This is a genomic window from Pseudomonas kielensis (assembly GCF_030505375.1).
GTDB classification, from domain to species: Bacteria; Pseudomonadota; Gammaproteobacteria; order Pseudomonadales; family Pseudomonadaceae; genus Aquipseudomonas; species Aquipseudomonas kielensis.
Genome location: NZ_CP130043.1, coordinates 459378 through 484031, shown reverse-complemented (window position 1 = coordinate 484031; position 24654 = coordinate 459378). Strand labels below are relative to the sequence as shown.

Annotated in this window: 24 protein-coding genes; 16 read left to right on the top strand and 8 right to left on the bottom strand. The window is 62.1% G+C overall.

Features of this window, described 5'->3' with window-relative positions; all coding sequences use genetic code 11:
- Positions 1-40: 40 nt before the first annotated feature.
- Positions 41-769 carry a dienelactone hydrolase family protein gene (locus tag Q1W70_RS02525; RefSeq protein ID WP_166590851.1) on the top strand — a complete coding sequence of 243 codons (729 nt, stop codon included), beginning with the start codon at positions 41-43 and terminating at the stop codon, positions 767-769.
- A gap of 306 nt (positions 770-1075) precedes the next feature.
- Here Q1W70_RS02525 and Q1W70_RS02520 read toward each other — a convergent pair whose 3' ends face one another.
- Positions 1076-1948, bottom strand: a complete 873-nt coding sequence (locus Q1W70_RS02520) for a pirin family protein (RefSeq protein ID WP_182343932.1) — start codon at positions 1946-1948, stop codon at positions 1076-1078.
- Positions 1949-2010: 62 nt separating this feature from the next.
- Entirely contained in the window at positions 2011-2427 is a 417-nt protein-coding gene (locus Q1W70_RS02515; protein ID WP_166590849.1) for an OsmC family protein, read from the bottom strand.
- Between the two features lie 148 nt (positions 2428-2575).
- Here Q1W70_RS02515 and Q1W70_RS02510 point away from each other — a divergent pair, with 148 nt between their 5' ends.
- A complete protein-coding gene (locus tag Q1W70_RS02510; RefSeq protein WP_182343934.1) occupies positions 2576-3595 on the top strand; it encodes an amidohydrolase family protein in 1020 nt (339 codons plus the stop codon).
- Positions 3596-3665: 70 nt separating this feature from the next.
- On the top strand, positions 3666-4130 hold the full coding sequence (locus Q1W70_RS02505) for a DUF3859 domain-containing protein (RefSeq protein WP_302098609.1): 465 nt from the start codon (positions 3666-3668) through the stop codon (positions 4128-4130).
- A 71-nt stretch (positions 4131-4201) separates the two neighbouring features.
- On the opposite strand, the gene fabB is transcribed toward Q1W70_RS02505, so the two are convergent.
- From fabB to Q1W70_RS02480, 5 genes are all read right to left on the bottom strand, one after another.
- A complete protein-coding gene (gene fabB, locus Q1W70_RS02500; RefSeq protein ID WP_166590846.1) occupies positions 4202-5422 on the bottom strand; it encodes a beta-ketoacyl-ACP synthase I in 1221 nt (406 codons plus the stop codon).
- Positions 5423-5433: 11 nt separating this feature from the next.
- The gene (fabA, locus tag Q1W70_RS02495) at positions 5434-5949 is read right to left on the bottom strand and encodes a 3-hydroxyacyl-[acyl-carrier-protein] dehydratase FabA (protein ID WP_010211704.1); all 516 of its coding nucleotides are present in this window, start codon (positions 5947-5949) and stop codon (positions 5434-5436) included.
- 247 nt (positions 5950-6196) lie between these two features.
- Positions 6197-8095 carry an ATP-binding protein gene (locus Q1W70_RS02490; RefSeq protein ID WP_185818459.1) on the bottom strand — a complete coding sequence of 633 codons (1899 nt, stop codon included), beginning with the start codon at positions 8093-8095 and terminating at the stop codon, positions 6197-6199.
- The gene (locus Q1W70_RS02485; RefSeq protein WP_178117401.1) at positions 8092-9018 is read right to left on the bottom strand and encodes an ABC transporter substrate-binding protein; all 927 of its coding nucleotides are present in this window, start codon (positions 9016-9018) and stop codon (positions 8092-8094) included. The genes Q1W70_RS02490 and Q1W70_RS02485 overlap by 4 nt, the downstream gene beginning before the upstream one ends.
- Positions 9015-11144: a TonB-dependent receptor plug domain-containing protein gene (locus Q1W70_RS02480; protein WP_302098608.1), complete on the bottom strand. Its 2130-nt coding sequence runs from the start codon at positions 11142-11144 to the stop codon at positions 9015-9017. The genes Q1W70_RS02485 and Q1W70_RS02480 overlap by 4 nt, the downstream gene beginning before the upstream one ends.
- Before the next feature lie 197 nt (positions 11145-11341).
- Here Q1W70_RS02480 and Q1W70_RS02475 point away from each other — a divergent pair, with 197 nt between their 5' ends.
- The 11 genes from Q1W70_RS02475 (at position 11342) to pyrF (ending at position 20764) form a co-directional block, all read left to right on the top strand.
- On the top strand, positions 11342-12367 hold the full coding sequence (locus Q1W70_RS02475; RefSeq protein ID WP_166590843.1) for an NAD(P)H-dependent glycerol-3-phosphate dehydrogenase: 1026 nt from the start codon (positions 11342-11344) through the stop codon (positions 12365-12367).
- 31 nt (positions 12368-12398) lie between these two features.
- On the top strand, positions 12399-12746 hold the full coding sequence (locus Q1W70_RS02470; RefSeq protein WP_166590842.1) for a DUF4389 domain-containing protein: 348 nt from the start codon (positions 12399-12401) through the stop codon (positions 12744-12746).
- Entirely contained in the window at positions 12743-13195 is a 453-nt protein-coding gene (sixA, locus tag Q1W70_RS02465) for a phosphohistidine phosphatase SixA (protein ID WP_166590841.1), read from the top strand. Before Q1W70_RS02470 ends, sixA begins: the two co-directional genes overlap by 4 nt.
- Before the next feature lie 109 nt (positions 13196-13304).
- Positions 13305-14972 (top strand): AMP-binding protein, encoded by a 1668-nt coding sequence (locus Q1W70_RS02460; RefSeq protein WP_182343940.1) that lies wholly within the window; start codon positions 13305-13307, stop codon positions 14970-14972.
- 30 nt (positions 14973-15002) lie between these two features.
- Complete coding sequence (locus tag Q1W70_RS02455; protein WP_166590839.1) at positions 15003-15446, top strand: hotdog fold thioesterase; 444 nt, start codon at positions 15003-15005, stop codon at positions 15444-15446.
- A 135-nt stretch (positions 15447-15581) separates the two neighbouring features.
- Positions 15582-16388 (top strand): alpha/beta fold hydrolase, encoded by an 807-nt coding sequence (locus Q1W70_RS02450; protein ID WP_166590838.1) that lies wholly within the window; start codon positions 15582-15584, stop codon positions 16386-16388.
- Entirely contained in the window at positions 16385-17236 is an 852-nt protein-coding gene (locus Q1W70_RS02445; protein WP_425312229.1) for an alpha/beta hydrolase, read from the top strand. Before Q1W70_RS02450 ends, Q1W70_RS02445 begins: the two co-directional genes overlap by 4 nt.
- Positions 17237-17286: 50 nt before the next feature.
- Positions 17287-17946 carry a glutathione S-transferase family protein gene (locus Q1W70_RS02440; RefSeq protein WP_166590836.1) on the top strand — a complete coding sequence of 220 codons (660 nt, stop codon included), beginning with the start codon at positions 17287-17289 and terminating at the stop codon, positions 17944-17946.
- Between the two features lie 23 nt (positions 17947-17969).
- Positions 17970-18776 carry a DUF4892 domain-containing protein gene (locus Q1W70_RS02435; protein ID WP_166590835.1) on the top strand — a complete coding sequence of 269 codons (807 nt, stop codon included), beginning with the start codon at positions 17970-17972 and terminating at the stop codon, positions 18774-18776.
- A 71-nt stretch (positions 18777-18847) separates the two neighbouring features.
- Positions 18848-19900, top strand: a complete 1053-nt coding sequence (locus Q1W70_RS02430) for an AI-2E family transporter (RefSeq protein WP_166590834.1) — start codon at positions 18848-18850, stop codon at positions 19898-19900.
- A 162-nt stretch (positions 19901-20062) separates the two neighbouring features.
- Positions 20063-20764 (top strand): orotidine-5'-phosphate decarboxylase, encoded by a 702-nt coding sequence (gene pyrF / locus Q1W70_RS02425; RefSeq protein ID WP_166590833.1) that lies wholly within the window; start codon positions 20063-20065, stop codon positions 20762-20764.
- A gap of 230 nt (positions 20765-20994) precedes the next feature.
- Here the strand turns inward: pyrF and Q1W70_RS02420 are convergent, their stop codons facing one another.
- The gene (locus Q1W70_RS02420) at positions 20995-21999 is read right to left on the bottom strand and encodes an NADP-dependent oxidoreductase (protein ID WP_166590832.1); all 1005 of its coding nucleotides are present in this window, start codon (positions 21997-21999) and stop codon (positions 20995-20997) included.
- Positions 22000-22231: 232 nt separating this feature from the next.
- Between Q1W70_RS02420 and Q1W70_RS02415 the strand changes: the two genes are divergently transcribed.
- Together Q1W70_RS02415 and Q1W70_RS02410 are read left to right on the top strand one after the other, a co-directional pair.
- On the top strand, positions 22232-22993 hold the full coding sequence (locus Q1W70_RS02415) for an SDR family oxidoreductase (protein WP_166590831.1): 762 nt from the start codon (positions 22232-22234) through the stop codon (positions 22991-22993).
- A gap of 211 nt (positions 22994-23204) precedes the next feature.
- Positions 23205-24569 (top strand): aminotransferase-like domain-containing protein, encoded by a 1365-nt coding sequence (locus Q1W70_RS02410; RefSeq protein ID WP_166590830.1) that lies wholly within the window; start codon positions 23205-23207, stop codon positions 24567-24569.
- The last annotated feature ends 85 nt before the right edge of the window (positions 24570-24654 follow it).

The following is a 24654-nucleotide window of genomic DNA, read 5'->3' as shown; positions in this document are numbered from 1 at the left end:
CGGGTTTTTTCATTCTGGCGTTTATTGACGGGAGTGAGTCATGAGTCAAATCACTGTGCGTTCCGTGGTCTATCAGATTGATGGCCAGCCATATGAAAGTCGCCTGGCGTTCGATGCTGCTCACTCAGGTCCGCGTCCGGGCCTGTTGATGGCGCCGAACTGGATGGGCGTGGGCGCGGGTGCCGAGGAGATTGCCAAGGCGGTCGCGGCCAAGGGTTATGTGGTGCTGATTGCCGACCTTTATGGTCAGTCGCTTCGACCGCAGAACAACGATCAGGCGGGCGCGGCGATGATGCCGCTGAAGAATGACCGAGCGTTGTTGCGCAAGCGCATGCAGGTGGCGTTCGAACAGTTGCAGGGCCAGGCTGAGGCGGCGGTCGATGCCTCTAAACTGGCGACGTTTGGCTTCTGCTTTGGTGGCTGCTGTGCGTTGGAGTTTGCCCGCACGGGGGCGCCGGTGAAGGCGGCGGTGTCATTCCACGGCACCCTGGATACACCGGATGCCAGTGATGCCAATCACATCAAGGGGGCTGTGCTGGTGTTGCACGGGGCGTCTGACCCGCTGGTGCCCAAGGAACAGTTGCCGGCTTTCGAAGCGGAGATGAATGCGGCGGGTGTGGATTGGCAGTTGTTGAGTTATGGCGGGGCCTTTCACTCGTTTACCGATCCTCATGCGAATGTGCCGGGGATGATGATGTATGACGCCAAGGTGGCGGGTCGCGCGTTTAGGTCGATGCATGATTTGTTGGGGGAGGTGTTTGGGCTTTAGCTTTAGGGGGGCAGTTCAACGGCGGGTCACTTGGAAAATCGGAACGCCGCCCGACCCCAAGTAACCAAGGGCTCTTACCCCTGGCGTACGGCCCCTCGCCTAGGCTCGGGGTTCCTTCGCTACGGTATCCATCCGGGGGGGAGCGGGTGGATCAAGGGCTGCAGGCGAGCTACCGGCCGGCCTGCTTTTTCTGGTGTCCGAATCTCCCCTGGGGGAGCTAGCCTGCTAGCGATGGCAATCTCCGCTATGCCATGGATTTCGGGTATACCCCAATCCCCACAGCTGTCGAGCCCGCGAGGCTGCGTTTCAGCCTCTGCCTTTGGGTAATTCAATTCTCTCGCTTTCCCCCGGAACACTTGGCCAGTCGCCTGCTGCCCAGCGCCGGCGTGCGTCTTCGATGGCTGTCGGGTCGCTGGCGACGAAGTTCCAGTTGATCCGGCGTGGGCCGTCCATGGGGGCGCCGCCGAAGAGGATGGCGTGACAGTCGCTGTCGGCGAACAGGGTCATTGCTTCGCCGCTTGGCAGGATCACCAGCGCGTGTGCTTCGATGGGTTGGTCGTTGAGCAGGGCGTCGCCGCTGAGGATGTAGAGGGCGCGTTCTGTGTGTTCGGTGGGGATCAGCAGGGTGGTCGCGGTTTGCAGTTGCAGTTCCGCGTACAGGGTCGGGGACAGCACCGGCACCGGAGACTCCAGGCAGAAGCCGGTACCGGCGATCATGCGGATGGTGACTCCCAGGTTATCGCTGACCGGCAGGCTGGCGGCCGGGTGGTGGCTGTAGAGGCCTGGGCCTTGTTCGTGTTCCTTGGGCGAGGCCAGCCAGATTTGCAGGCCGTGCATGGTGAAGTCCTGGTCCCACAGTTCGGCGGGCGTGCGTTCGACGTGGGCTATGGCGCTGCCGGCGGTCATCCAACTGACGTCGCCGGCCTTGACGACTTGTTCGGAGCCGAGGCTGTCCTTGTGCAGGAGTTCGCCTTCGAACAGGTAGGTCAGGGTCGAGAGGCCGATGTGCGGGTGTTGGCGGATGTTCATGCCATGGCCGGCCGGGTAGCGGGTGTGGAGCATGTGGTCGAAAAACACGAAAGGCCCGACGCTGCGGCATTTGGCCGAGGGCAGCGGGCGCAGGATCGGTTGGCCTTCGACCTCTTCAGGGCGCGGGCGGATCACGAGCGGAGCGTTCATGGGGCAATCCAGGCTGTACGAAAGATGCCGTTGAGCATAACCCGCACAGCCAGCACTTGCCGCTATTGGCTGAAGGCGCCTTCAGACAGGTGGGTTTCAATGCTCACTTCACTGCTGGTCATCAGCTTGTGGATCGGGCAGCGATCGGCTACCCGGTGCAGTTCGTCACGCTGGGCATCGGTGAGCACGCCCTTGAGGGTCAGCTTGACGTGCAGCGCGTATTTGCCTTTTGGCTCCTGGCTATTGTCGTGCTTGACCTCGACTGTGACGCCGGTCAGCGGGATGCCTTTTTTCTGCGCGTATAGCTTCAGGGTCAGTGCCTTGCACGCCCCGAGGGCGGCGTCGAAGTAGTCGTGGGGCTCTGGTGCCGAACCTTCACCACCGGCGGACACCGGGACATCGGCAAACAGTTCATGTTCATCGATCTGCACGCTGTGGCGAAAACCTTCACTGGATTCGGTATTGACGGTAATGGTCATGGTTAACCTCTCTGGCAGTGGGAGACGACGGAAAAGACACCTTGCAGTTATAGAGCATCCGCGCAATCAGGCGTTCCACTTTCTTTAGGGCTGAACCCTTGGGCGCGGTGCGGGGTCTACCCTGTTCATCTGTCGGCGGAGTGCGCGCGTGTCTTTGAAGCCCTGGAATGCGGCCTGGTTATTGGTGTTGATCAGCGGGCTGGTGGACGCCCGTGAATACGCCTACAGCGATGCACACCTGCACTATGTGGATTTTTTCCAGGAAACCGCCGGCATGCCGAAGCTGCTCAAGGCGATGGCGGATAATCGCATCGAGCATGTGATGATTTCCGGCGTCCCGGTGGCGAAGAAGTGGCATGAAGACGAGCCCAAGCGCCCGCGTTATTACGCCGGGGATGATGCCGATGCCTACTGGTACAGCGCCACCGATGTCATTGTCGCCGCTGCGGTGAACAAGCTGACTCCCGAACAGCGTCAGCACTTTCATCCGTTTCTCTCAGGCTTCAACCCCAACGACAAGAACTCTGCAGCACATATCCAGCGCATGCTCGACCTCAATCCCGGCTTGTGGCAGGGCATAGGCGAGGTATTTACCCGGCATGACGACCTGACCGCACTGACCTCCGGCGACACGCCGCGAGCGAACAATGAGGCCATGACGCGGATCTACCACCTGGCGGCAGAGAACGACTTGCCGGTGCTGGTGCATTCCAATATCACTTCCAAGCGTGAGAAAAACCCGCTGTACCTGGCCGAAATTGAAGAGCCGCTGCGCAATCATCCCCACACGCGGTTCATCTGGGCGCACGCCGGCACCAGCCTGGAGATCCATCGGCATCAAACTCAGCTGGATTTCCTGCTGCCGACCCTGACGCGTTTACTCGAAGCCTACCCCAACCTGTTCATCGACCTGTCCTGGAGCGTGCTCACGCCCTATCTGCTGGATGAGGCGGGTCAGCCTCGCCCGGAGTGGGTAAGCCTGGTCACGCGCTTTCCAGAGCGTTTCATGCTGGGTTCCGATGTGGTCGGACGCTTCAAGACCCTGGGTAAACAAATGCACGGCTTTACCCCCTTTCTCGATGCCTTGCCACCCGAGGTCGCGCGTCAGGTTGCACGGGACAACTTCCTGGCGGTCCTGCCGCGTGCGGTGACGCAAGGGGCACGCTGAGTGGCGGTTTGTCATCAGCCTGTCACCCGGGTGTCATACCCTCGCGCCCATCTCAATCAAGGAGCGCGAAATGTCCCTCACTCGTTTATCTGCATTGGCGACGCTGATGTTGCTCAGCGGCCTGGCCAGCGCCGAGGTCAGCGTGCAAGGTCCGGTGGAATATGGTGTGTTCGAAGGGGCCAAGGCCGATCTGCAATCGGGGGAGCGGGTGTTGCGGCGCAGCAACGAGTCGATCCGCCAGACCGAAACGGTGCCGGCCAAGCTGGGTACCAAGTTCGGTATCCGTTATCAGTTGACCGGCAAGGCCGTCGAGGGGCAGCCCCTGACATTGCTGTACTTCACGCCGGGCATTCGCACCCCCGACGGCGAGCGTCAGGACAAGCTGGAGGTGGTCCAGAAGCTGCTGCCGGGTGCCCCGCAGGATGTGATGGCCTATGAGTTCACTGAAAGCCACGAGGTGGTGCCGGGCGAGTGGCGCTTCATGGTGTTCCAGGGCGATCGTTTGCTGACGCAGAAAAGCTTCACCGTGCGCTGAACAGGAATCGCAGACAAAAAAACGCCCCGAACCAGTCGGGGCGTTTTTTTGTGCGGCGGTGCGGCGGGGTGTTACTTACCCTGCCAGCGCTGCAGGACCAGGGTGGCGTTGGTGCCACCGAAGCCGAAGCTGTTGCTCATCACGGTGTTGAAGGCTACGTCTTCGCGGGTCTTGGTCAGAATTGGCATGTCGGCCACTTCCGGGTCCAGCTCGTCGATGTTGGCCGAACCGGCCATGAAGTTGCCTTCCATCATCAGCATGCAGTAGATCGCTTCATGAACGCCGGCGGCGCCCAGGGAGTGACCCGACAGGCTCTTGGTGGAGCTGATGGCCGGAGCCTTGGCGCCGAACACTTCACGCACGCCTTTCATTTCCATGACGTCGCCGACCGGAGTCGAGGTGCCGTGGGTGTTGAGGTAGTCGATCGGTGCATCAACGGTGGACATCGCCATCTGCATGCAGCGGATGGCGCCTTCGCCGCTTGGCGCGACCATGTCGTAGCCGTCGGACGTCGCGCCGTAGCCGACGATTTCCGCGTAGATCTTCGCGCCACGGGCCAGAGCGTGTTCCAGCTCTTCCACCACGACCATGCCGCCACCGCCAGCGATGACGAAACCGTCACGCTTGGCGTCGTAGGCGCGGGAGGCTTTTTCCGGGGTTTCGTTGTACTGGCTGGACAGTGCGCCCATGGCGTCGAACAGGAATGATTGGCTCCAATGCTCTTCTTCACCGCCGCCGGCGAACACGATGTCCTGCTTGCCCATCTGGATCTGCTCCATGGCGTTACCGATGCAGTGAGCACTGGTGGCGCAGGCAGAAGCGATGGAGTAGTTCAGGCCCTTGATCTTGAATGGAGTGGCCAGGCACGCGGAAACGGTGCTGCTCATGGTCCGCGTCACGCGGTATGGGCCGACGCGCTTGACGCCTTTCTCGCGCAGGATGTCCAGCGCTTCCATCTGGTTCAGGGTCGATGCGCCACCGGAGCCGGCGATCAGGCCGGTACGCGGGTTGGACACTTGCTCTTCGGTCAGGCCGGAGTCAGTGATGGCGTCTTTCATGGCCAGGTAGGCGTAAGCCGCCGCGTGGCCGACGAAGCGATAGATCTTGCGATCGATCAGTTCTTCGAGGGGCAGGTCAATGGAGCCGGAAACCTGGCTACGCAGACCCATTTCGGCATATTCCGGGTTGAACCGGATGCCAGGGCGGCTTGCACGCAGGTTAGCGGAGACGGTCTCTTTGTCATTGCCCAGGCACGAAACGATGCCCAGACCAGTGATAACGACGCGGCGCATGCGGATAACCCTTAGAAGTTGTCAGTGGAGGTGAAAACGCCGACCCGAAGGCCTTCGGCGGTGTAGATCTCGCGGCCGTCAACGCTGACCGAACCATCGGCGATGGCCAGGTTCAGTTTGCCTTTGAGTACACGCTTGATCTGAATGTTGTAGGTGACTTTCTTGGCGGTCGGCAGGACCTGGCCAAAGAATTTCACTTCGCCCGAACCCAGGGCACGGCCGCGGCCTGGCAGACCTTGCCAGCCGAGGAAGAAGCCGACCAGTTGCCACATGGCGTCGAGGCCCAGGCAGCCCGGCATCACCGGATCACCTTCGAAGTGGCAGGCGAAGAACCACAGGTCCGGAGTGATATCCAGCTCTGCGACCAATTCACCTTTGCCGTACTTGCCACCCTCTTCGCTGATATGGGTGATGCGATCCACCATCAACATGTTCGGGGCGGGCAGTTGCGCGTTACCTGGGCCGAACAGCTCACCGCGACTGCAGCGCAGCAGGTCTTCCCGAGTAAAGGCGTTTTGTTTGGTCATGCGAGCTCCTCAATAGTCCCATGCGGCAGGTGGGGCAAATCTTCCCGGCCGATCAAAGCATTCATGCCTTGAACCGGCAGCCTACTCATAGACTATTGCGTTGTGGTGAAAGTCACAGGACAAGGGACATGAATGTACACTTGTGCACTGAAATTATTATTCAAGCCCAAAATCGAGCCTGTCGAGGTGACTAAGACTGCCGCACTTTCGGTTTTCGCGCCAGTCGCAGATGCTCGATTAGGCGGTACTACTGCAGCCAACGCTGGAGAATTTGCTGCAGATCAGTGCGTTTGAAAGGCTTGGCCAGGTAATCGTTCATTCCCGCTGCCAGGCAGGCCTCGCGGTCGCCCTGCAAGGCGTTGGCCGTCAGGGCGATGATCGGTACTTCGCTGCAGCCGGGCAGTTGACGGATCTGCCGCGTGGCTTCGTAGCCATCGATGATGGGCAGCCGGCAATCCATCAGGATCGCCTCGAAAATCAGGCTCTCGGCACTGCGTACCGCCTGTGCACCGTCGTTGGCGACGCTGACGGTAAAGCCAAGGCTGCGCAGCATGGCCTCGATCACGGTCTGGTTGACCGGGTTGTCCTCCACCAGCAACACAGTGCGCCCCTCGCCATTGCTGCTCGCCGCGCGTGCGGCAGGGACGGGTGTGGGCAGGGTCTGGCGCGACAAGGCCAGGGGCATTTCCAGGGTAAAGACCGAACCCTGGCCTTCCACGCTTTGCGCGCGCAGGGTGCCGCCCATGCGCTCGGCCAGGGTGCGGGCGATCGGCAGTCCCAGGCCGGTGCCGCCATAGCGCCGGGAAATCGAACTGTCGGCCTGCTGGAATGCGTTGAACATCTGCTCCAGGTTGTCCGGGGAGATGCCGATTCCGCTGTCGCGCACCGTGCAGGTGAACCACAGCAGTTCGTGGTCCAGCGATTGCCACTGCGCCTGGATGGCCACCTGGCCGTGCTCGGTGAATTTCAGGGCGTTGCCGATCAGGTTGACCAGGATCTGCCGGATGCGCGTCGGGTCGCCCTGGACGTACAGGGCTGGCATGCCATCGGCCAATTGCAGCTGCAGGTTCAGGCCACGTTGCTGCGCACTGTGGGCAAACGCCTGGGCGCAACTGTTGATCAGCTCGGCGAGGTTGAACGGGATGTGCTCCAGTTCCAGGGGCGCCCGTTCGATGCGCGAGAAATCGAGAATGTCGTTGATCACCTTGAGCAAGTGCTCGGTGGACTCCGACGCCAGTGCCGCGTACTCGACCTGCTCATCGGTCATCTGGGTGGTTTCCAGGAGCTGCAACATGCCCAGCACGCCATTCATGGGGGTGCGCAGTTCGTGGCTCATCATCGCCAGGAAATCGGACTTGGCGCTGTTGGCCTTTTCCGCCTCTTCACGGGTCTGGATCAGTTGCGCCATGGCCTGCTGCTGTTCGCGGCTGGCCTGCTCCAGGCCATCGGCCAGGTTGTTGATATGCCGCGACAGGTTGCCCAGCTCGGCATCGTCGACGATCGGCAGCGGGGTGCTGTAGTCGCCTTGCTGGATGGCCTTCACCGCGTTGCCCATGGCGCTGATCGGTTCCGACAGGCTGGCGGCCAGACGCCGGGCCAGGAGGAAGGTAAAGAGCAGGGCGAACAGCGCCAGGATGCCCGCCTTGAGAACGATCTCCTGTTGGCGCTGACTGAAGGCATCGTTGGACATGCCGACGATCACTCGCCCCAGATAGTCTTCCGTAATGCCGCTGGGCGGGGGCACGGCCTGCAGGAAGTCGTCGTTGAGCTGGATGCGTTGCAGGCGCACCGGTGCCTGGAATACCTCGATCTGCTGTGGCTGCCCGCGGGAGAGGGACGGTTGCTCGACGTACACCAGGACGTTGTTGGCACTGTCCTGGACTTGCAGGAAGCGCACGTGAGGCGTGGCCAGTGTGGCCTTCATCAGGCTTTCGAGCACCTCCTTGTTGCCGGAAATCACTCCGTACTCGGTGGCCGGGGCCAGTTGATTGGCCACCAGTTGACCGGTGTGATTGAGTTCCTGGCGCAAGTCCTGGATGCGCACGAAGGTAAAGAAGCTGATCAGCAGCAGGGTCAGCAGCAGGGCCGGGCCGAGGCTGATGGCCTGGGTGCGGGTATTGATCCCCCAGTGGCGACGGAAGGTCATGGCCAGGTATCTCCTTCGGCCAACTGGATAGCCAGCGCCACGGGGTCGATCTGTTCGAGGCCCAGGGAGCGTGCCACTTGCGGGTTGGTGGCGACTTTGAAGCGCGTGGGATAGAGGCTGCGGGGCCAACTGGCCGGCGGGCGGTCGAGCAACTCGTCGAGAATCGCCAGCCAGTCACTCTGGTCGCTGTAGCTGCTGGCCAGGCTGCCAGCCTTGACGAACCCGGCATTGGGGCCGATCAGTGCCCGTTGCTGGCCGTAGCTGCTGAGCAACAGGTTTTTTGCGGTCTTCGGGTTGTACAGGTGCGGGTCGTCGAGACCCAGCAACACATCGCTGTTTTTCAGCAGCGCTTGCAGGGGCCGGCTGTCACTGGTGTTGTCCCAGCGCTCGGCGACGACTTCCATGCCCAGGCGATGGGCGGCGCCGTGCAGCTCCTTGAGCAGGAACTCGCTGTCCTTGCCGAACAATACGCCAATGCGCCTGGCTTGCGGCAGCAGGCTGCGGGTCAGGCGCAGTTGGCGGCTGAGCGGTGGGTCACTCCACAGCAGGCTCAGGTGCAGCGGGCGGGTGTCGCCCACCCGTTGGTTGGCTTGCAGGCGACTGATCCGCAGCACCAGGGTGGGAGGGCCCTGGTGGTCCTGTAGGCGCCAGTCGAGGCTGGCCAGGTCCAGCAGAATCAGGCGGGTCGTACAGGGAATGCGCGAGGGCGGCGGCAACTCGCGCAATGGCAGGAAGCGCACGTTGTCTTTGGGTCGCTGCTGGGCCAGGGCCTGGGTAAAGGCCTGCACTCCGGGGCTGTCCTCGACTCCCGTCAGCAGGACATCGGCTGCGTGCACGGGCAGGGCGGCCAGGCAAACGAGCAGCAGCCCCAGGCAATGACGCAGGTGGTTAAGCAGGCTGGTCGACATCCGCGCAAGAGTCATCTCAGAACACCAAGCTCGGCGCTGAAGTACAGCACGTGGCGTGAGTCGTAGTAATTGTCGGCGAAGGTGTTGGGCTGATTGTCCAGGCGTTGTTGCAGGGTGCCGGCCAGCTCCAGGCTGGTCTTGCCCAGGGCGATACGTTTGGCCAGGCGCGAGTCGAGCCGTTCGAAACGGTAGCCATTGAGGGCATCGTCGCCGTAGTAGAACAGTGCGCTGTTCCAGCCGCTGCCCCAATCGCGCAGCCAGCCGGCGGAGCCACTGTTGTGCGCGGTCAATTGCTGGTCCTGGGGGCTGCTGGCCTCGGCATCGACATAGGCATAGGTCAGGCGCAACCGGTCGGCAGCACTCAGGCGCCAGTCGAGCTGGGTTTCCGCACCTTGAAAGCGAGCGGTGTTGGAGTTGCTGGCAATGAACTGATTGTTGCGCAGCGACTCGCTGATCATTCCGGTGATTTCATCGTGGAACAGCTTGACGTCGAGGTTCAGGCCCAAGTGGGTGAAGCTGCCGTTGTAGCCGAGTTCGCGCGAGCGCATGTGTTCCTGCTCGAGATCGCCGGGGCCGCGGGTCTTGACGAAATAGCGGGCGCTGGGCCTGCCGTAGGCCGTGGGGTTGAGCCCGGTCACCCGATAGCTCCAGTTGACGTTGTTCTCGAACATGTCGGGCGAGCGCACGGCTTCGGAGTACACCGCGCGCAGGCCATGACGCGGGGTGATCAGGTAGTTGATCGCGAAGCGCGGGGTCAGTGAGTCGCCGATCAAACGGGTCTTTTCGTACATTGCACCGCCCTGCACAAGCCAGTGCTCGGTGGCGCGCCACTCCAACTGGCCGAACAGGCGCGTGGTGGTGTCATCGAGAGTGCCATTGAAGTAGGTCTCGGAGTCGGCCCGGTCGTAACGATAGTTCAAGCCGCTGACCAGGCGCAGACTATCGGACAGGCTCAGGGTGTCCTGCAGTTCAAGGTCGTAGCGCGTTTCCCGGGTGCTTTGGTCGATGTTGCCGCAGACGGTCCGGTTGGCGCCGCCTCGCCACTGCGCCAGGGCCTTGTTGGCCAGTGCTTCCTGCTCTGGCGTCGAGCGCGGGGCACCACTGGCGGTGAAACTGTCCATGTTGCGCGCCAGGCGCTCGGTGTAGTTGGGGTCCAGTTGCCAGAGTGCCGCCAGTTGCGGGCTGAACGATATTTCGGCATCACAGGCACGCCAGGTTTGCTGGCGATCCCAGTGCTGTGCCGTGCCCTGTATATAGAGGCTGTGCTCGGGGTTCAGGTCGAGGTTCCAGCGCAGGGAGGAGGAGTAATTCTTGGCGGTCACGTCGGAGTTGTCGCCGGCAGCGGTAATCCCGGGGAATACCGGACGGTAGGTATAGGGACGCTGGTTGCTGCCGTCCTTGGCGTTGAGCTGCCAGTCGATACTCTGCTGTTCGTCGAGTGCCTGGCTGATGGCCAGGTTGATCCGGTTCAGCCGCCGGCTGTCGTGGTAGTCCGCACCCCGCTGGTCGGAGTCGAAGCCGTCGTCTTCCTGGCCCGACAAGGACAGGCGCAGGTCGCCACTGTCCCAGCCGGTGCCGTGGCTGGCGTACCAGTCATTGATCCCACGCTGGCCGCGGCTGACTTTGATCCGTGTGCCGTGGCTGTTGGCCGGGGCGCGGGTAATGATGTTGACCACGGCCATCAGTGCATTGGCGCCGTAGCTGACGGTATTGGGGCCGCGAAACACCTCGATGCGCTCGATGTCTTCCATCGCTACCGCAATGTCGCTCCAGTCCACCGTTGCCAGGCCGGCGCGGTACACCGAGCGCCCATCGATCAGCACCTGCATGCGCCGCGCCTGGCTGGCATTGCTGCCGTGGTAGTTGACCACCGCCTGGTTGCCGTTGATGTTGCCCACCATCATCCCCGGCACCAGGCGCAACAGCTCACTGATGTCCCGCGACCCGCTGGCCTTGATCAGTTCGCTGTCGAGCACAGTCATGCTGCCCGGCACGGCGGCGGGCGACTGTTTAAGCCGGGTGGCGGTCAGCACTTGCGGCAGCGGCAGGTTTTCCAGGAACAGGTCATCGGCCAGCAGTGTGTCGCTGAACAGCAGCGCCAGGGCCAGCGAAGAACGAAGGGGGGAGGGACCGGCAAACACGGAACAGCCTTGATACCGTTTGGATGGGGACGCATGTTAACCGAGCTAGTAGAGTTTTCCATTCACGATGTCGGCATTTTCCTTCGTTTTGTTGTCTAGCTTCCTACAGATGTCGGTAATTGTTCGGGGGGCTGGCCGATGCACGACCGCCCCGTATAATGCTGCCATCGCCACTGGAATGGATTAATGGATTACATATGACTGAACAGCGCCCGATTGCGGTCCTGGGGGGCGGGAGTTTCGGTACCGCGGTGGCAAATCTGCTGGCTGAGAACGGTCATGCGGTTCGGCTGTGGATGCGTGACCCCGAGCAGGCCGAGGCGATTCGAGTCAATCGCGAGAATCCACGCTACCTCAAAGGTATCAAGGTGCATCCGGCCGTGGAGCCGGTCACTGATCTGCTGGCCACCCTCAACGATTGTGAACTGAGTTTCGTCGCACTGCCGTCCAGCGCCCTGCGTTCGGTGCTGGCGCCCCATGCCGAGCGCCTGACCGGCAAGTTCCTGGTGAGCCTGACCAAAGGCATCGAGGCGCACACCTTCATGCTGATGAGTGAAATCCTCCAGGAAATCGCTCCGCAAGCGCGTATCGGTGTGCTCTCCGGGCCGAACCTGGCCCGTGAAGTCGCCGAGCACGCCCTGACGGCCACAGTGGTGGCCAGTGAAGATGAAGAACTGTGCCAGCGCGTACAAGCCGCGCTGCACGGCCGGACCTTTCGTGTCTACGCCAGTGCTGACCGTTTTGGGGTCGAGTTGGGTGGCGCGCTGAAAAACGTCTACGCGATCATCGCCGGCATGGCCGTGGCCCTGGGCATGGGGGAAAACACCAAAAGCATGTTGATCACCCGGGCGCTGGCGGAAATGACCCGTTTTGCGGTGAATCGGGGTGCCAACCCGATGACGTTCCTCGGTCTGGCCGGGGTCGGCGACCTGATCGTCACCTGCTCCTCGCCCAAGAGCCGCAACTATCAAGTGGGCTTTGCCCTGGGCCAGGGCTTGAGCCTGGAAGACGCGGTGAACCGCCTGGGCGAGGTCGCCGAGGGCGTCAACACCCTCAAAGTGCTGAAGGCCAAGGCCCAGGAAGTCGGGGTCTATATGCCGTTGGTCGCCGGCCTGCACGCCATTCTGTTTGAAGGGCGCACGCTGGAGCAGGTGATCGAGCTGCTGATGCGTGGCGAGCCGAAAACCGATGTCGACTTTATCTCCACCAGCGGTTTCAACTGAGCCCTCGACTGACAGGGGCAGGGAGCAAGACATGAACGAACCCAAAGTAGAAGCCAGGTACGAGTCCATCCTTCTGCGAGTGCTGTGGATGCTGGTGTTTGTCCTGGTGTGGCAGGTGGCGCAGTTCATTCTCGGCGCGGTAGTGCTGGTGCAACTGATCTACCGACTGATTTATGGTGCCCCGAGTGCCGGGCTGATGAACTTCGGTGACAGCCTCAGCCAGTTCCTGGCGCAGATCGGCCGTTTCGGCAGCTTCCACAGCGACCAGAAACCCTGGCCGTTTGCCGACTGGCCGACCCCGCGTACCCCGGAAGGCGAGGCGCCACACACAGTCGCGCCGGCGCCGCATCCGGTCCGCGATGAGGAGCCGAAACTATGAAAGTCTGGGTGTTGCGCCATGGTGAAGCCGAACCCTATGGTTCGCGCCCGGATTCGGAGCGGGCGTTGACGCCCCACGGCTGCGAGGAAGCCTTGCGCAGCGCCGCCCGGTTGATCGGCAAGCCGCTGACCGCGATCTACGCCAGCCCCTATTTGCGCGCCCAGCAAACCGCACAACTGGTGCGCGAGGCCCTGGGTTTCGTGCCAGAGATCCGCACGGTCGAATGGTTGACGCCCGACAGCCGCCCGCAAGCGGTGGCCGAGCAACTGGCCTCGGTGGACAACGTACTGCTGGTCAGCCACAACCCGTTGGTGGGCAATCTGCTGGGGTTTTTGCAGCACGGTCATGTGCAGGAGCCTGTGGCCGTGCGCACGGCGGGCCTGGCGGAGCTCGAAGGGGAGTGGCCGCTGGCCGGGCTGATGAAGCTCAACAGCCTCCAACACCCGTAATACTTGGGCGTTCAGAGGGGCGGGGATTTTTGTTTGCAATAGACAACCAAGCAATCGCTTGGTTGGTCTACGCTTGCGGCGACACCGAACAAAAACAGGAGCGCATTCCATGCCCGCCGCTTTTCGTTTGCCGCTGCAAGTGTTCTACGAGCGTGAAGCCCGCCACCCGCGCCAGCGGTTCATGGTTCAGCCGACCGGAGGCGGCCAGGTCGAAACGCTGACCTGGGCCGACGTCGGCCACCAGGCTCGTTGTGCCGCGCACTGGCTGCGGGCCCGGGAGTTGCCTCAGGGCAGCCACATTGCCCTGATCTCGAAAAACTGTGCCCACTGGATCATTGCCGACCTGGCGATCTGGATGGCCGGCCATGTCTCAGTGCCGCTGTACCCCAACCTGACAGCCGAGTCGGTGGCTCAGGTGCTGGAGCATTCGCAGGCGGCCCTGGCATTCATCGGGAAGCTGGATGACTGGCCGAGCATGTCCCGAGGCGTCAGCGCCGACCTGCCCACCATCAGCCTGCCACTGTGTCCCGCGGCGACCTTTGACTACAGTTGGGCCGACCTGCAGCGCAGTTCACCGATCCAGGACAACCCGACCCCGGGTGGCGATGAACTGGCAACCATCATCTATACCTCCGGCACCACGGGCCTGCCCAAAGGGGTGATGCACAGCTTTGCCAACCTCGGTTTTGCCGCCACCCATGGCACCCAATTGTTCAACCTCAACGAGTCGGATCGACTGTTGTCGTACCTGCCGCTGTGCCATGTCGCTGAACGCATGTTTGTCGAAATGGCATCGATTTATACCGGGCAAACGGTGTTTTTTGCCGAGAGCCTCGACACCTTTCTGGTCGATTTGCAGCGCGCCCGGCCCACGGCGTTGTTTGGCGTGCCGCGGATCTGGACCAAGTTCCAGATGGGGGTCTACAGCAAGATCCCGGCCCGACGCCTGGACTTTTTGCTGGGCCTGCCGATCATCGGCAAGCGCGTCGGGCACAAGGTGCTGGCCGGCCTGGGCCTGGATGCCTTGCGCATTGCCCTGTCCGGCGCCGCACCGGTGCCCCTGGCCTTGCTGCACTGGTACAAACGCCTGGGACTGGATGTGCTGGAGGTCTACGGCATGACCGAAAGCTGCGGTTATTCCCATATCTCCCTGCCCGGCCAGCAGCGGCCCGGCTGGATCGGCAAGCCGTGTCCAGAGGTGCAAGTGCGCATCGACACCACCGGCGAGGTGCAGGTACGCAGCGGCGCCACCATGCAAGGCTATTTCAAGGAGCCGCAGAAAACTGCCGAGACCATCACCGAAGACGGCTTTCTGCGCACCGGCGACAAGGGCGAGCAGGACGCCGAGGGCTATTTGCGCCTCACCGGTCGCCTCAAGGAAATCTTCAAGACCAGCAAGGGCAAGTACGTGGCCCCGGCGCCGATCGAGAACCGCCTGGCGGTGCACTCGCGCATCGAGCAGGTGTGTGTGGTCGGCGATGGCCTGAGTGCGCCGTTGGGCCTGTGCGTGTTGTCGGCGGTGGGGCTGCAGGATGCCGCCAGCACGGCGCGCAATGCCCTGCACGCGAGCCTGGAAAGCCTGCTTGAGGAGGTCAATGGGGCCCTCGACAAGCATGAGCGCCTGCGCCAGTTGGTGGTGGTCAAGGACAGTTGGGCCGTGGAGAACGGTTTTCTGACCCCGACCCTGAAGATCAAGCGCAACGTGATCGAGGCCACCTACGGTGCCCGCTTCGAGGAATGGAGTGCGCGCAGCGAAGCGGTGCTGTGGCAGGATTGAAGAACAACAACAGCAATAAGGGATCAAGAGATGAGTCTGTGGCGTACTGCTCCGAACATTGAACAGTTGAATGGGATTCAGAAAAACACCATCGGCGAAGTGCTGGATATTCGATTCGAGTCGTTTGACGAGCAATCGCTGACCGCCAGCATGGTCATCGATCATCGCACCCATCAGCCCTACGGCTTGTTGCATGGCGGCGCCTCTGTGGTGCTGGCCGAAACCGTGGGCTCGATGGCCAGTTACCTGTGTATCGATGCCAGCAAGTTCTATTGCGTGGGCCTGGAGATCAATGCCAACCACCTGCGCGGACTGCGCAGCGGGCGGGTCACGGCGGTGGCCAGGCCGATCCATATCGGGCGTACCACCCACGTCTGGGACATTCGCCTTTGCAGCGATGAAGGCAAAGCCAGCTGCGTGTCGCGCCTGACCATGGCGGTGGTGCCGCTGGGTGAGGCACCTGCCGCACACTGACGCGTTGTTGCACGGAGGGTGGGCGATCTGCATAGGCATGGCCTGACTGTCATCATTCCTGGCAGTTACGGTCATTGCCGTGGGCGTGGGTCTTGCGGACAATCAACCCCTGATTTTGTTTATGGACACGCCGTTATGCCGCAGCAGATTTTTTTCGCCCATGCCAATGGCTTTCCTTCAGGCACCTACGGCAAGTTGTTTGCCGCGCTGGCGCCGGAGTATCAGGTCGCGCATCTGCAGCAGCATGCCCATGACCCACGGTTTCCGGCGGACGACAACTGGTTCAACCTGGTGGACGAGTTGATCCACCACCTGGAACAGCAACCGGGCCCGGTGTGGGGGGTGGGGCATTCCTTTGGCGGGGTCCTGCACCTGCACGCCGCACTGCGTTGCCCGCAGCTCTACCGCGGGGTGGTGATGCTTGATTCGCCCGTACTGACCCGTACCGATCAGTGGGTGATCCGCGCGGCCAAGCGTTTTGGCTTTATCGATCGCCTGACGCCCGCTGGCCGCACCCTGGGGCGCCGTGAAGAATTCGCCGACCTCGAGGCAGCCCGGCATTACTTTGCCGGCAAGAGTCTGTTTCGCGGTTTCGACCCGGAGTGTTTCGACGCCTACCTGCAACATGGCTTGCACAAGGTGGGTGATCGCTTGCGGTTGCGTTTTGACCCGGCCACCGAGATCAGTATCTACCGGGGGGTGCCGCACACCAGTCCGGGGCGCACACGTCAGTTGCAGGTGCCGCTGGCAGTGGTGCGTGGGCGCCAGAGCCGGGTGGTCATGCGCCATCACGCCAGCGCGGTGGCCCGTATGCCACAAGGCGAATCTGTGACCGTGCCCGGCGGCCACATGTTTCCCCTCGAGCGCCCGCAGGACACCGCTGCACTGCTCAAGGAGCTGTTCCAGCGCTGGGCCGGTCGCAGTGACCGGGAATGCGCGTGAGCAGCGTCACCGAGGTGCGCCTGAACCTGCCGCACATTGAGTTGGCGGCCCACCTGTTCGGGCCTGAAGACGGCCTGCCAGTGATCGCCTTGCATGGCTGGCTCGACAACGCCAACAGCTTCGCCCGACTGGCCCCCCGGCTCAAGGGCTTGCGCGTGCTGGCCCTGGACATGGCCGGGCATGGTCATTCCGGGCATCGCCCCCTGGGGGCCGGTTATGCCCTGTGGGACTACGCCCATGACGTGCTGCACGTTGCCGAGCAGATGGGCTGGCAACGGTTTGCCCTGCTTGGCCACTCCATGGGGGCGATTGTCTCGGTGGTGCTGGCGGGCGCCATGCCCGAGCGTGTGACGCACCTGGCGTTGATTGACGGGGTGATTCCCCCCACGGCGGAACATGAGAACGCTGCCGAGCGCATGGGCATGGCGTTGCAGGCGCAACTGGACCTGCAAGGCAAGCGCAAACCGGTCTACGGCAGCATTGACCAGGCCGTGCAAGTGCGAATGAAAGGCTTGGTGGCGGTCAGTCGTGAAGCGGCCGAATTGCTGGCCGAGCGCGGGCTGATGCCGGTGCCGGGCGGTTACACCTGGCGCACCGACAGTCGCCTGACGCTGCCTTCGCCTCTGCGCCTGTCCAGTGAGCAGGCATTGTCCTTTGCCCGACGCGTCAGCTGTCCGGCGCACCTGGTGGTCGCGGCCGACGGTATGCTCGGCAAACATCCAGAGTTGCTGGAGCGTCTACCCTTTAGTCGCGAACAGCTGCCAGGCGGGCATCACTTGCACCTGAACGACGAGGAGGGTGCAGCCCTTGTTGCAGACTGTTTCAATCGCTTTTTCGCCATTCCTTGACTTGCAGCGGGCAACTGTCGAGGCTGGGCGGGTTGAAATGGGAGACAACCATGATAGATCTCTACACCGCTGCGACCCCTAATGGCCACAAGGTCTCTATCGTGCTCGAAGAACTCGGTATGCCCTACACGGTGCATGCCCTGAGTTTCGACAAGAAGGAACAAAAGGCACCCGCGTTTCTCAAGATCAATCCCAATGGCCGGATCCCGGCGATTGTCGACCGCGCCAACGGCGATTTTGCCGTGTTCGAATCCGGCGCGATTCTGCTCTACCTCGCTGAACTGAGCGGGCAACTGCTGCCCACGGACCCGCAAGGCCGTTCGCGGGTCATCCAGTGGTTGATGTTCCAGATGGGCGGCATCGGCCCGATGCAGGGCCAGGCGAACGTGTTTTTCCGCTACTTCCCGGAAAAACTGCAGGGCGCCATTGACCGTTACCAGCACGAAACCCGCCGCCTGTACGAGGTGCTCGACAGCCGTCTGCAAACCGTTGAATACCTCGCTGACACCTACAGCATTGCCGACATTGCGACCTATCCGTGGGTGCGTGGCCATGAGTGGTCCGGGGTCTCGGTTGACGGCTTGCCAGCCTTGCAGCGCTGGATGGCGGCAATGGCCGAGCGTCCGGCTGTGCAGCGCGGGTTGCTGGTGCCGCAACGCATCGACGACGCCAATGTCATCAAGGGCGCCCAGGCCATGCTGATCCGATGAGAGTCTCTTCAAGGTTGAAGCGCATGCGTTTTATCAGTTTGTTCGTACTCGCCTGTAGCAGTTCGTTGGCGTCGGCGGCCGACGTGCCGGGCAGCCAGGATCTGCCGCTGGTGCCGCGCATGGTCGATGCGCAAATCGTCGATTATCGTCCGCCTGCCGAGCTTGAGCGGATTTACCCCATGGGTTCTATCCGCAAGATCAGTGGCCAGTTGCGGTTTGACGGACAAGTCACTGCGCGGGGCCAGATGACCTCGGTGACCTATGAGTTGCCGCCGGAGCATTCCGCCACCGCCGCCTTCACCGCAGCCCGCGAAGCCTTGCAGAAGCAGGGCGCCGAACTGTTGTTCTGGTGCCAGGCCCGTGATTGCGGCGAAAGCAGCCTGTGGGCCAACGAAGTCTTCGGCAACGCCAAGCTCTATGGTGCCGACAACGGCCAGGCCTACCTGCTGCTACGCCTGGCGGCCCCCCAGGACAACTCATTGGTGGCGCTGTACAGCATCACTCGGGGCAATCGCCGGGCGTACCTGCATGTCGAGCAATTCGACGCCAACGCCCCCCTGGGCGAACTGCTGCCGACCTCTGCCACCCTGTTACGGCAACTCAAGGACACCGGAACCCTGGATCTGCCCCGCCTGACCGGGGAGCCCCAGGCACCTTGGGTGACGTTGCTGTCGCGTGGCTTGAACCTCGATACCACATTGCGGGTCAGTGTTTCCGGGGCCCAGGCCGAGGCCTGGCGTCAGGCGCTGGTGGCCCAGGGTGTGCGCAGTGCACGCTTGGACCTGGGTGAAGTGAAAGACCCTGGCCTGCATTTCGAACTCTTGCGTTAAGCTCTGTGCAGCGAGCGTGCCTTGTGCCGCTCGCTTGCGCTTTTGTTGATTAACCCTGTTCGAGACTATCCATGCTCAATAATGATCGCCTGTTGGTGCAGATCCTGCTTCTGGTGTTGTTCGGTGCCAGCTTATGGGTGATGGCGCCGTTCTGGTCGGCGATGTTCTGGGGCGCGGTGCTGGCGTTCGCCAGTTGGCCATTGATGCGCCTGCTGACCCGCTGGCTCAATGGTCGCGAATCCCTGGCCGCCGCCATGCTGACCCTCGGCTGGATGGTGCTGGTGGCGGCGCCATTGGTGTGGCTAGGGTTCAACCTGGCGGACCATGTGCGCGATGCCACGGTCTTCATCAAGGATGTCCAGGTCGATGGCCTGCCCGAAGCCCCTGTCTGGCTGGGCTCCATTCCCTTGGTCGGGGGACGGCTGGTGGGGATCTGGAACAGCATCGACCAGCAGGGCGCGGCACTGATGGTGACGGTCAAGCCCTACCTGGGGCAGGTCGGCAACTGGTTGCTGGCACGCAGTGCGCAGATCGGTGGCGGTATCCTGGAGCTGACACTGAGTATCGTCTTCGTGTTCTTCTTCTACCGGGATGGCCCGCGGCTGGCGGGTTTTGTCCACCGTCTGCTGGAGCGGCTGATTGGTGACCGGGCCAGTTACTACATCGAGCTGGTGGCTGGCACTGTGCAGCGGGTGGTCAACGGGGTCATCGGCACGGCGGCAGCCCAGGCGGTACTGGCCCTGATTGGCTTCCTGATCGCCGGTGTGCCGGGGGCGCTGGTGCTGGGCATCGTCACCTTCCTGCTCAGCCTGATTCCCATGGGCCCGCCCCTGGTATGGATTCCGGCCACGGCCTGGCTGGCGTGGAAGGGCGACTACGGGTTTGCGGTGTTCCTCGGCATCTGGGGGATGTTCATCATCAGTGGTGTCGACAACGTGCTCAAACCCTACCTGATCAGCCGTGGCGGCAACCTGCCGCTGGTGATCGTATTGCTCGGGGTCTTTGGCGGCTTGATTGCCTTTGGCTTTATCGGTCTGTTCATCGGCCCGACCTTGCTGGCGGTGGCCTATAGTCTGCTGATCGACTGGAGCAACAGCCAGGCACGGGTGGAAGACAAGCGCTGAAGGGCGCCGGGCTGACGCGGCGGGTATCGGGCGCGTCAGCTTATTGAAGCTGTTTTTTTGCTCATTGGACCCCTTGATGATGATTTACCGATCATCGGGTCCCGGACGGGCTCGCGTTCCGCTACAATGCGCGCCGATTTCGACTTGCCTGAGAGCCCACTCATGTCCGCCTGCCAGACTCCTATCATCGTCGCCCTGGATTTCCCTACCCGTGACGCCGCACTGAAGCTGGCTGACCAGTTGGACCCCAAGCTGTGCCGGGTCAAGGTCGGCAAAGAGCTGTTCACCAGCTGTGCTGCGGAAATCGTCGGGACCTTGCGCGACAAGGGTTTTGAAGTATTTCTCGACCTCAAGTTCCACGACATTCCCAACACCACCGCGATGGCCGTCAAGGCCGCTGCGGAAATGGGCGTGTGGATGGTCAACGTGCATTGTTCCGGTGGCCTGCGCATGATGGCGGCCTGCCGTGAAGTGCTCGACCAGCGTAGCGGTCCCAAGCCGCTGTTGATCGGCGTGACCGTGCTGACCAGCATGGAGCGTGAGGACCTGGCCGGGATCGGCCTGGACATCGAACCGCAAGAGCAGGTGCTGCGTCTTGCGGCACTGGCAGAGAAAGCCGGGATGGATGGCCTGGTATGTTCGGCGCTGGAAGCTCAGGCCCTGAAGGCGGCGCATCCGTCGCTGCAACTGGTGACCCCGGGGATTCGTCCGGCGGGCAGCGCCCAGGACGATCAGCGCCGGATCCTTACTCCGCGCCAGGCTCTGGATGCGGGGTCTGACTACCTGGTAATTGGTCGTCCGATCAGTCAGGCGGCTGATCCGGCCAAGGCGTTGGCGGCTGTTGTGGCTGAGTTGGCTCTGTAGGGGCTGTCAGCGGGCAGGCCCACCCAAAAAACGCTCGCCCCCTCGCTACGGTATCCCTCCGATGGGGCGGTTGGATCAAGAGCAAAAGCACGGCGGCCTACCGGCCGGCCTGCTTTCTCTGGTTTCCTGTAGCAGCTACCGAGCTAACACTCGACCTGTTGAGTGGTGTCGGATTCTGTAGAGGCTGGCTTGTCGGCGAAGGCGCGACAAGCCAGCAAAGCTGACGTGGGTTAAACCTTCAACACCAGTTTCCCGAAGTTTTCGCCGCTGAATAATTTCATCAGGGTTTCCGGGAACGTCTCCAGTCCGTCAACGATATCTTCCTTGCTCTTGAGCTGACCCTTGGCCATCCATCCGGCCATTTCCTGTCCGGCAGCCGCGAATTGTGCGGCGTAGTCCATCACCACGAAGCCTTCCATGCGTGCCCGGTTGACCAGCAGTGACAAGTAGTTGGCCGGCCCCTTGACTGCTTCTTTGTTGTTGTACTGGCTGATGGCGCCGCAGATCACCACACGGGCCTTGAAGTTCAGGCGGCTGAGTACAGCGTCGAGGATGTCGCCGCCGACGTTGTCGAAGTACACGTCCACGCCTTTCGGGCATTCGCGCTTGAGACCGGCCACCACGTCCTCACTCTTGTAGTCGATGGCCCCGTCGAACCCCAGTTCGTCGATCAGGAACCGGCACTTGTCGGCTCCCCCGGCAATGCCCACCACGCGGCAGCCTTTGATCTTGGCAATCTGCCCGGCGATGCTGCCAACCGCCCCGGCGGCGCCAGACAGCACCACGGTGTCACCGGCCTTGGGTGCGCCGACGTCGAGCAGCGCGAAGTAGGCGGTCATGCCGGTCATGCCGAGTGCCGACAGGTAACGTGGCAGTGGAGCCAGTTTCGGATCGACCTTGTAGAACCCGCGCGGCTCACCGAGGAAGTAGTCCTGCACCCCCAGAGCCCCGTTGACGTAATCACCCACGGCAAATCCCGGGTTATTGGAGGCGATGACCTGGCCCACGCCCAGGGCGCGCATGACTTCGCCGATGCCCACCGGCGCGATGTAGGACTTGCCTTCGTTCATCCAGCCGCGCATGGCCGGGTCCAGCGACAGGTACTCATTCTTGACCAGGATCTGGCCCGCCGCTGGCTCGCCGACCGGTACTTGCTGAAAGGTGAACGTCTCGCGGTTTGCCGCCCCCACCGGGCGTTTGGCGAGCAGGAATTGACGATTGGTCTGGGCAGTCATGGCGGGTACTCAAGGGTGAAGGAAGTCTGATTGATAGACCCTCACGGTCGATGTCGCAAGGTTTGCTGATCCAGCGAATACGGCTCGATCCAATACAGTGATAGTTGGCTGGGTGGATTCATCACTGCGACTCATGAGCGATCAACCGGGCTTCTGATAGTGCTGACGTGCGACAGGGGTGGGTGTCTAGACTGGCGAAACGCGTTAACTCCCATCATTCGAGGACACAACAATGAGCATGACGTTTTCTGGCCGGGTAGCGTTGGTGACCGGTGCGGCTGCCGGTATCGGCCGTGCGACTGCCCAGGCATTCGCCGCCGAGGGCTTGCAAGTGGTGGTGGCGGACCTCGATGTGGCGGGGGGCGAGGGCACGGTCGAACTGATCCGTGCGGCCGGTGGTGAGGCAGTGTTTGTGCGTTGCAACGTGACCCAGGAAAGCGATGTGCAAAACCTGATGGCGCAAGCCGTGAGTGCCTATGGCCGAGTTGATTACGCCTTCAACAACGCCGGAATCGAGATCGAAAAGGGCAAGCTGGCCGAGGGCACGCTCGATGAGTTCGACGCGATCATGGGGGTCAATGTCAAAGGTGTCTGGCTGTGCATGAAACACCAACTGCCGTTGATGCTGGCCCAGGGCGGCGGTGCCATCGTCAATACCGCCTCGGTGGCCGGTCTGGGGGCGGCACCGAAGATGAGCATCTACGCTGCGTCCAAGCACGCGGTGATCGGCCTGACCAAGTCGGCCGCCATCGAATATGCGAAGAAAAAGATCCGGGTCAATGCGGTGTGTCCTGCGGTGATTGATACCGATATGTTTCGTCGGGCCTACGAGGCCGATCCGAAAAAGGCCGACTTCGCGGCGGCCATGCACCCGGTGGGGCGTATTGGCAAGGTGGATGAAATTGCCAGTGCGGTGCTGTACCTGTGCAGCGATGGGGCGGCGTTCACTACCGGTCATTCGTTAGCCGTGGACGGTGGGGTAACGGCTTTTTGATCGACTGAGGAAACCTGATTTTTTCTCAGTGCAATCACTGGAACTTATGTCAGACCAAGCCCGCATTCGTGTGGGCTTTTTTGTGCCTCCGGGGAATGTGTTTCAAGGGGTTAGAGCCACGGGGTTTTAACCTACTGCCGTACTAATCGGACAGTCAGCCTGTGCTTAACTGCTCATGGAAATAATCTAAAACAGTTGGAGCTGATCTCTCATGGAATTGAGAATCGATCGTCAGGCGCTGGTCCCCGTCGTGCAGCAGGTGGTTGATGCGCTTGCCGGCAGAATTCGTCAGGGTGCCATCGAGCCTGGCACACGTTTACCCTCTATTCGCCAACTGGCCCGGGACAACCTGCTCAGCCAATCCTGCGTGATAGAAGCCTACGAGCGCATGGTGGCTCAGGGGGTGCTTGCATCGCGTCACGGTTCAAGCTATTTCGTTGTCACGCCAGCGCTCCCGCGCAGCCCTGAAGACGTGCTCACCGGCGAGGCAAGCCGGTTGCCTCTGGGAAGTGCCGGCATGCCGCAAAGCTGGCGCGAGAGTGATGACCTTGGGTACGCCATCCGCCAGGTGTCACGCACCGACATGCAGGGGCTGTTCAGCTACAGCTCGGGGTATGGCTTGCCGGCTCTGCGCCTGCAGATTCTCAAGCGCCTGAAACAGATTGCGATCGTTGCCGAGCCGTCCCAGGTGCTCACCACCGCCGGTGCCACCCACGGGCTGGACCTGATCATCCGCACCCTGCTCAAACCCGGTGATTGTGTGGTGGTGGAAACGCCCGGTCATTCGAACCTGTTCGAGCAATTGCAGTTGCTGGGCGTGCGGATGCTCGAGGTGCCGCGCACCCCGCGTGGGCCGGACATCCAGGTGCTAGAGTCGCTCTTGGCGGCCCATCAGCCGCGCGCGCTGTTCATCAACAGCCAGTTACACAATCCTACCGGCAGTTGCCTGGCCCCGGCTGTGGCGCAACGAATACTGGAACTGGCCGGGCAATATGGGCTGAGCATTGTCGAAGACGATGTCTACGCCGATTTTCAGGGGCGCAGTGCGACCCGTCTGGCCGCGCTGGATAACGCCGGCTGTGTGATCTACCTCGGCAGTTTTTCCAAGACCCTCAGCAGCTCGTTGCGGGTCGGCTATGTCGTGGCCAATCAGGCGCTGGTGGAGCGCCTGGCGCAAGTCAAGCGAATCACCAGTCTGGGCGTGTCCTGTTTCAGTGAAGCGGTGCTCAACACCCTGTTGGCCAATGGGGCGTATCGCAAGCTGGTGCAACGCCAGCGGCTGCGCTTGAAGCGCGAGATGAACGCCTCTCTGCAGGTGCTGGAGGACGCGGACTGGGAAGTCTTTGGCAGGCCGTCAGGGGGCTTGTACATCTGGGCCCGGCCCAAGGCCTGTAACGCGGAACAAGCCAGCGCCCTCGCACAGCAGCACGGCATCGCCCTGGCTGGCAGCGCTGAATTCAGTCCCTCCGGCGAGGCCGGCGATTGGTTGCGCATCAATGTGGCCTATGCCGGTGATGCACAGGCTCTGGCGTTCTTTCGGGCCTGCGCACTGCCGGATCGACCTCAAGTGTTCTGAAAACGACGCACGCATAGCTTTTTGCCATGATTGCCGCAACTGAGACTTGTACTTGAGGGGCCCCCGTTGCGACTCTGCGGGGAGA

Coding starts and splice junctions, on each gene's coding strand:
- Q1W70_RS02525 (WP_166590851.1), top strand. CDS start 41: ATGAGTCAAATCACTGTGCGTTCCGTGGTCTATCAGATTGATGGCCAG.
- Q1W70_RS02520 (WP_182343932.1), bottom strand. CDS start 1,948: ATGAACGCTCCGCTCGTGATCCGCCCGCGCCCTGAAGAGGTCGAAGGC.
- Q1W70_RS02515 (WP_166590849.1), bottom strand. CDS start 2,427: ATGACCATTACCGTCAATACCGAATCCAGTGAAGGTTTTCGCCACAGC.
- Q1W70_RS02505 (WP_302098609.1), top strand. CDS start 3,666: ATGTCCCTCACTCGTTTATCTGCATTGGCGACGCTGATGTTGCTCAGC.
- fabB (WP_166590846.1), bottom strand. CDS start 5,422: ATGCGCCGCGTCGTTATCACTGGTCTGGGCATCGTTTCGTGCCTGGGC.
- fabA (WP_010211704.1), bottom strand. CDS start 5,949: ATGACCAAACAAAACGCCTTTACTCGGGAAGACCTGCTGCGCTGCAGT.
- Q1W70_RS02490 (WP_185818459.1), bottom strand. CDS start 8,095: ATGACCTTCCGTCGCCACTGGGGGATCAATACCCGCACCCAGGCCATC.
- Q1W70_RS02485 (WP_178117401.1), bottom strand. CDS start 9,018: ATGACTCTTGCGCGGATGTCGACCAGCCTGCTTAACCACCTGCGTCAT.
- Q1W70_RS02475 (WP_166590843.1), top strand. CDS start 11,342: ATGACTGAACAGCGCCCGATTGCGGTCCTGGGGGGCGGGAGTTTCGGT.
- Q1W70_RS02470 (WP_166590842.1), top strand. CDS start 12,399: ATGAACGAACCCAAAGTAGAAGCCAGGTACGAGTCCATCCTTCTGCGA.
- sixA (WP_166590841.1), top strand. CDS start 12,743: ATGAAAGTCTGGGTGTTGCGCCATGGTGAAGCCGAACCCTATGGTTCG.
- Q1W70_RS02460 (WP_182343940.1), top strand. CDS start 13,305: ATGCCCGCCGCTTTTCGTTTGCCGCTGCAAGTGTTCTACGAGCGTGAA.
- Q1W70_RS02455 (WP_166590839.1), top strand. CDS start 15,003: ATGAGTCTGTGGCGTACTGCTCCGAACATTGAACAGTTGAATGGGATT.
- Q1W70_RS02450 (WP_166590838.1), top strand. CDS start 15,582: ATGCCGCAGCAGATTTTTTTCGCCCATGCCAATGGCTTTCCTTCAGGC.
- Q1W70_RS02440 (WP_166590836.1), top strand. CDS start 17,287: ATGATAGATCTCTACACCGCTGCGACCCCTAATGGCCACAAGGTCTCT.
- Q1W70_RS02435 (WP_166590835.1), top strand. CDS start 17,970: ATGCGTTTTATCAGTTTGTTCGTACTCGCCTGTAGCAGTTCGTTGGCG.
- Q1W70_RS02430 (WP_166590834.1), top strand. CDS start 18,848: ATGCTCAATAATGATCGCCTGTTGGTGCAGATCCTGCTTCTGGTGTTG.
- pyrF (WP_166590833.1), top strand. CDS start 20,063: ATGTCCGCCTGCCAGACTCCTATCATCGTCGCCCTGGATTTCCCTACC.
- Q1W70_RS02420 (WP_166590832.1), bottom strand. CDS start 21,999: ATGACTGCCCAGACCAATCGTCAATTCCTGCTCGCCAAACGCCCGGTG.
- Q1W70_RS02415 (WP_166590831.1), top strand. CDS start 22,232: ATGAGCATGACGTTTTCTGGCCGGGTAGCGTTGGTGACCGGTGCGGCT.
- Q1W70_RS02410 (WP_166590830.1), top strand. CDS start 23,205: ATGGAATTGAGAATCGATCGTCAGGCGCTGGTCCCCGTCGTGCAGCAG.